General features: G+C 42.6%; 6 protein-coding genes and 4 tRNA genes. 3 read left to right on the top strand and 7 right to left on the bottom strand.

The genetic code is table 11. From position 1 onward, the window contains the following. The 5 genes from AACR09_RS12195 to AACR09_RS12175 form a co-directional block, all read right to left on the bottom strand. Positions 1-153: GTP-binding protein (locus AACR09_RS12195; RefSeq protein ID WP_228010405.1), on the bottom strand; the 153-nt coding region annotated here is incomplete at its 3' end. 41 nt (positions 154-194) lie between these two features. Next, a tRNA-Thr gene (locus AACR09_RS12190) sits at positions 195-270 on the bottom strand. A 14-nt stretch (positions 271-284) separates the two neighbouring features. Beyond that, a tRNA-Gly gene (locus AACR09_RS12185) sits at positions 285-359 on the bottom strand. 38 nt (positions 360-397) lie between these two features. Beyond that, a tRNA-Tyr gene (locus AACR09_RS12180) sits at positions 398-482 on the bottom strand. 45 nt (positions 483-527) lie between these two features. After that, positions 528-603, bottom strand: a tRNA-Thr gene (locus AACR09_RS12175). A gap of 210 nt (positions 604-813) precedes the next feature. Here AACR09_RS12175 and coaA point away from each other — a divergent pair. After that, complete coding sequence (gene coaA, locus AACR09_RS12170; protein ID WP_017078366.1) at positions 814-1737, top strand: type I pantothenate kinase; 924 nt, start codon at positions 814-816, stop codon at positions 1735-1737. Between the two features lie 7 nt (positions 1738-1744). Here coaA and birA read toward each other — a convergent pair whose 3' ends face one another. Next, complete coding sequence (gene birA / locus AACR09_RS12165) at positions 1745-2710, bottom strand: bifunctional biotin--[acetyl-CoA-carboxylase] ligase/biotin operon repressor BirA (RefSeq protein ID WP_102561211.1); 966 nt, start codon at positions 2708-2710, stop codon at positions 1745-1747. Continuing rightward, entirely contained in the window at positions 2707-3753 is a 1047-nt protein-coding gene (murB, locus tag AACR09_RS12160; protein WP_193834396.1) for a UDP-N-acetylmuramate dehydrogenase, read from the bottom strand. The genes birA and murB overlap by 4 nt, the downstream gene beginning before the upstream one ends. A gap of 66 nt (positions 3754-3819) precedes the next feature. Here murB and AACR09_RS12155 point away from each other — a divergent pair, with 66 nt between their 5' ends. Then, positions 3820-4251 (top strand): GNAT family N-acetyltransferase, encoded by a 432-nt coding sequence (locus AACR09_RS12155; protein ID WP_193834395.1) that lies wholly within the window; start codon positions 3820-3822, stop codon positions 4249-4251. 91 nt (positions 4252-4342) lie between these two features. Continuing rightward, positions 4343-5683 carry a CDP-diacylglycerol--serine O-phosphatidyltransferase gene (gene pssA / locus AACR09_RS12150; protein ID WP_061023633.1) on the top strand — a complete coding sequence of 447 codons (1341 nt, stop codon included), beginning with the start codon at positions 4343-4345 and terminating at the stop codon, positions 5681-5683. The last annotated feature ends 180 nt before the right edge of the window (positions 5684-5863 follow it).

The following is a 5863-nucleotide window of genomic DNA, read 5'->3' as shown; positions in this document are numbered from 1 at the left end:
ACAGATAGCAGCAGTTAGAGTTGTTTTACCGTGGTCAACGTGGCCGATAGTACCAACGTTTACGTGCGGTTTCGTACGTTCAAATTTTTCTTTAGACATGGGGTGTCCCTCTAGGTACGGATTAGGTGGCTTAAAATAAGACCACGCAACCAAAAAAAATGGTTTTCTTTATTAAAGGAGAAGAAGCTTTAGACTGGTGCTAATACCCAGAGTCGAACTGGGGGCCTCACCCTTACCAAGGGTGCGCTCTACCGACTGAGCTATATCAGCACACAAAAATGAGTTGGAGCGTGCAGCGGGAATCGAACCCGCATCATCAGCTTGGAAGGCTGAGGTAATAGCCATTATACGATGCACGCAACACGTAACTCTTTTGAGCTATTTAACCTTTAGAATATGGTGGAGGGAGACGGATTCGAACCATCGAAGGCAGTGCCGGCAGATTTACAGTCTGCTCCCTTTGGCCACTCGGGAACCCCTCCAAATTTTGATCTTTCTCTCGCTCTCTATAAATAGAAGGAAGAAAGTGGTGCCGACTACCGGAGTCGAACTGGTGACCTACTGATTACAAGTCAGTTGCTCTACCTACTGAGCTAAGTCGGCACAAGTGGGGCGCATTTTATTGAATGATTTTCCACCTTGCAATAGTAAATTGCAAAAAAGTGCAAAATTCTCTTATCAAATTCCTATATACGGTTATTTAGCTCAAGGTTTCTGCCTTTAATCCGCATCTAGTAAAGGAAGATATTTAATTTATCTATCGCTTGATGTATTTTCCATGCACTTGTTTTGTTATCCACTATAGAGTTTTGTATGAGCCCATTTATGTCATTTGACCGCGCGCAGTGGTCTGAACTAAGGAATTTAGTTCCAATGACACTTTCTGAGAGCGATTTGAAAGAGCTTCAAGGCATCAATGAAAAGCTGACAATGGAAGAAGCAGTAGAGATTTATCTACCGTTATCGCGCCTGTTAAACCTCTATGTGGCCGCTCGACAAAATCGAAACTCAGTGCTTCATCAATTTCTGGATAAGAAAGAAACTGCGCCACCATTCATCATTGGTATTGCTGGCAGTGTAGCAGTAGGGAAAAGTACAACAGCTCGTCTATTGAAAGCTTTGCTATCTCGTTGGGAAAACCACCCTAAAGTTGAGCTAGTTACGACAGATGGCTTCTTATATCCAAATGAAATATTGGAAGAAAAAGGATTAATGAGTAAGAAAGGGTTCCCTGAGTCCTATGATATCAAAGCGCTAGTCAATTTTGTTTCAGACGTAAAGGCATGTAAGCGTAATGTGACTGCACCTGTGTACTCTCATCTCACCTACAACATTACCAAGGAAGTGAAAGAGGTCGACTTACCCGATGTGCTCATTATCGAAGGGCTCAACGTTTTACAAAGCGGTATGAATTACCCACATGAGCCTCATAGAGTCTTCATTTCAGACTTCCTCGACTTCTCATTGTATGTCGATGCTGAAAGCGCTCAAATTCAACAATGGTATGTAAATCGTTTTATGAAGTTTCGTGAAGGTGCCTTCGCTAAACCTGGGTCATATTTCGGGCACTACACTAAATTATCAGATCTAGCCGCTAAGGAAAAAGCCGAAGGTATTTGGCAATCAATCAATGGTTTAAACCTAGAGCAGAATATCCTTCCGACCAGAGAAAGGGCTCACCTGATTCTACGCAAGGGCGCAGATCATATGGTTGAGGAAGTGTTACTAAGAAAATAGTAGAGCCTTAGTCCCCTTTTCTTAGGGATATCTCTCCACCGATATAGCTCTCTATACCACTCTCAGTTTTGAGCAGCACGGCGCCTTGTTCATCGATACCCTGTACAACACCTTCTATTTCTCTAGGTCCAATGATCAGTCTAACGTTGCGACCTAAGAAGTTATCTAAACGATTCCAGCGTTCGACAAAATTCGACATCCCTTTCAACTCATAGTCGGCAAGTGACTTGTCCCAAGCATTGATCAGAGCCTGTGCTAACTGGTTACGGTCGGACACTTTTCCATCACAGACCTCTTTGAGAGACGTCCACGGCTGACCAATACCTGATGTTGTCGGGTCCATGGACAGGTTTAGTCCCAAACCAATAACAATATGAGCAGCGCCACCAGACTGTCCTGACAACTCGACTAAAATACCCGCGAGTTTCTTGTCATTATGATAAAGGTCATTCGGCCATTTCAGTTTAACACCTTCAACACCCATCTCTTCCAAGGCTTCAACAACAGCAACGCCAACGACAAGGCTTAACCCCATAGCGGCAGCCATACCTGCATCGAGCCTCCAATACATTGAAAGGTAGAGATTTGCACCAAATGGCGATACCCACTCTCTTCCACGACGTCCACGACCTGCAGCTTGATATTCAGCAATACAGACCGACCCCGATTCGAGGGTACTAGTACGCTCTAACAGGTGTTGGTTTGTTGAACCTATGATTGGAATGAGTTCAAGAGAAGCATCACGACTCACAGCAGACAATTTTTCTTGGTCAAGCATATCTAAACGACTGGCTAGCTTATAACCTTTGCCTTGTACTCGATAGATATCTAACCCCCACTCTTGGATACCTTTAATGTGCTTACTGATAGCCGCTCGTGATACACCGATCATTTCACCTAAGTCTTCACCAGAATGAAACTCACCATCGGCAAGACATCTCAATAGTGCAAGCTTGGTACTGTGCTCTCTCATGCCAATGACTCCAAAGCTTTATCTAGGTTTGTCTCACAGTCTCGTCCTATAAAACGCACTTCATGTTCCAATCGAATATCGAATTTATTCAAGACTGATTGACGCACTCGCTCTGCAAGCTTAAGGATATCCACAGCAGAAGCCTCATCATAATTGATGATAACTAATGCTTGGTTTGGGTGAACTTGAGCCCCACCTTCTGTCACGCCTTTGAACTGGCATTGATCAATCAGCCAACCTGCAGCTACTTTGATCATGCCATTACTCTCATAGCCGACAATGTTGGGATATAGAGCTAACAAGCGATCAAAATGATCTTTGGTGATCACAGGGTTTTTGAAGAAGCTACCCGCATTGCCTTGGACTCTAGGATCTGGCAACTTACTTGAACGGATAGCGCATACTTCATCAAATATAGTACGAGGAGAGAGAGTCTCAGCTGGTAGGCTTTTTAACGGACCATAGTGATTACATGGATTCCACTCTTTAGGTAGGGTCAAACCAATCGCAACAACAATCGCTTTGCCATAGAGAGCATGTTTAAAAATAGAATCTCGGTAGCCAAAGAGACATTCCTCTTTGCTTAACCGCTTAACTGTATAAGTATCCAGATAAAGAATATCAACATATTCGCATACGTCTTGCAGTTCAACACCATACGCACCAATATTCTGAATCGGAGCAGAACCTGAACAACCTGGTATCATTGCGAGGTTTTCTAGACCACCCAGACCTTTATCAACACTCCACTCAACCAAGCTTGGCCAATCCTCACCACCACTCACATGCAAAAGGTGATGACGGTCCGTCTCGGTCAGCTCAATCCCAGCTAATTTATTCACAATGATCAAACCAGCGAAATGCTTGGTAAAAAGCATATTGCTGCCCTTACCCAGAATTAACTTAGGTGAAGTTGACCATTTAGGATTCCTATAAACCGAAATCAGTTCGTCGATCGTGGTTACTTCAACCAACGCATCACAGGTCTGATCGATAGAAAAAGTATGAACATTTTTTAAACTAGCATTGAGATGGAATTGCATGGCGATATTCAATTAACTTACACTACCATCATTCTACAGCAGATAAACCAATGGCGCAGTGACTGAATGAACAATGTCATCATTACTCAATTAGACCCAGTAAAGGTTCCCCTAGTTAAACGTTTCTATAAGGAACATTATCCAACGGGAAAAGCGAACAAGAGTGAACTGATCTATTCGTTATTACTAGATAACGAGCTTTGTGGTGTCGTGCGTTTTCGCACCATTGAAGATAATCGCTTACTTACTGGTATGGCGATATCAAAACAATATCGTGGTAAGCAATTAGGCTCTCTGCTTATGGACTATTGTGCGAAACATACGCTAACAGAAAGCGATTATTGCTTTGCTTATGCTCATCTCACCAACTTTTACTCTCGACACAAGTTCATGCAAGTAGACCCGACAGATCTTCCTAATGGCCTAAGAGTTTTGTACGAGCGCTATTCGAATAGCGGAAAAGATCTCATTCCTATGCATTATCAGCAAAATTGTTAGAGAATGCCTCGATTATCTAGTATTTCATGCTATCCCTTTGGTAAAATTAAAGGTTCGCAATTTTGCATATTTTTAAGGTAAAACAGTCAATATGATTGCCAGTAGGAATCCATTCATACAGTTGCCAACCATAGCGCAGAATCCTGACAAGTTTGAAGTACTACTATCAGCGCAAGAGTTTAGAGCTCGCTTACTTGATGAGATATCTCGCGCAACAACTCGTATTAGTTTAGTCGCTTTATATCTTGAAGATGATGAGGCTGGCCGTGAGATCCTAACTGCCTTATATGAAGCAAAGCAAAAGAATCCAGAATTAGATGTGAGTGTGTGTGTCGATTGGCACAGAGCTCAACGTGGATTGATTGGCGCGGAGTCTTCTGAAGGCAATGCAGCCATGTATAAAGAGTTTGCGGAAAAATATCAGCACTCTGTACCCGTCTATGGCATTCCAGTTCGCGGCAAAGAAGTCTTTGGCGTATTGCACTTAAAAGGCTTTATCGTCGATGACAGCGTGATATACAGCGGTGCAAGCCTTAACAATATCTACCTGAACTACCATGACCGCTATCGCTTTGATCGTTACCACGTTTTAAACAACGCAACGCTTGCTGATACAATGTTTACATACGTACACGAACAGATGGTCTCAGACATTGCTGTTTATGATTTGGCTGATAAGAACAAACCAGCTACCAAAGAACTGAAACCTGCAATTCGTCAGTTCCGAGCATCGTTAGCAAGATCTCAATATCAATTCGATGGTCAAGATGTTTCTCCCGAACAAGTCGCTGTTACACCATTGGTAGGTATCGGCAAGAGACGTAACCGTCTGAATCAGGGAATCAATCAACTTGTCGCTCAGGCTAAAGACGAGATCTTCATTTGTACGCCTTACTTCAATTTCCCACCGAGTCTAGCAAAAGAAGTAAAGAGAGCGCTTAAACGTGGCGTAAAGGTCAGTATTGTTGTTGGCGATAAGACAGCCAATGACTTCTTTATCTCCCCAGAGGAAGAGTTTAAAACGATTGGTGGTTTACCATACCTTTACGAGTTGAACCTGCGTCGTTTTGCTAAAGCCAACGAAGCTCATATTGCTAGTCGTAACCTTTCGATTCGACTTTGGCAACACGATTCAAATAGCTTCCATCTAAAGGGTATTTGGGTCGATAAGCGCTACATGCTTCTAACAGGTAATAACCTAAATCCTCGAGCATGGAAACTGGATCTAGAAAACGGTATCTTTATCCAAGATAACTACCATCATCTAACAGACAAGTTCCAGGCTGAAGTAGATAATATTCTTCAACACACTCAGCTAATCTGCACTTATAAGCAATTGGACAAGGTTGAGAGCTATCCGATGGAGGTTCAGAAGTTGATTCGTAAGATCACTCGTGTCAAAGCCGATAGAGTCCTTAAACAAATATTGTAGTCGATGTATTAGAAATATTATTTATCAACGCCTAGTAAACGCTAGGCGTTTTTGTATCTGCGAGATAAGTTTGTCTGATGTAATACCAATTCCATTAAATTCATGATCTAATATAGACTCTGAAAGGAGCCTATATGAACTCAGATTTATCAAAGCTTATCGGCGCAACCTCCAACGCGA

This window comes from Vibrio sp. OPT20, assembly GCF_963889365.1.
Taxonomy (GTDB): domain Bacteria; phylum Pseudomonadota; class Gammaproteobacteria; order Enterobacterales; family Vibrionaceae; genus Vibrio; species Vibrio splendidus.
The sequence above is the reverse complement of the archived record's forward strand: the minus strand, read 5'-3'. Positions and strand labels throughout refer to the sequence as shown.

Coding starts and splice junctions, on each gene's coding strand:
- murB (WP_193834396.1), bottom strand. CDS start 3,753: ATGCAATTCCATCTCAATGCTAGTTTAAAAAATGTTCATACTTTTTCT.
- pssA (WP_061023633.1), top strand. CDS start 4,343: ATGATTGCCAGTAGGAATCCATTCATACAGTTGCCAACCATAGCGCAG.
- coaA (WP_017078366.1), top strand. CDS start 814: ATGAGCCCATTTATGTCATTTGACCGCGCGCAGTGGTCTGAACTAAGG.
- AACR09_RS12155 (WP_193834395.1), top strand. CDS start 3,820: ATGAACAATGTCATCATTACTCAATTAGACCCAGTAAAGGTTCCCCTA.
- birA (WP_102561211.1), bottom strand. CDS start 2,710: ATGAGAGAGCACAGTACCAAGCTTGCACTATTGAGATGTCTTGCCGAT.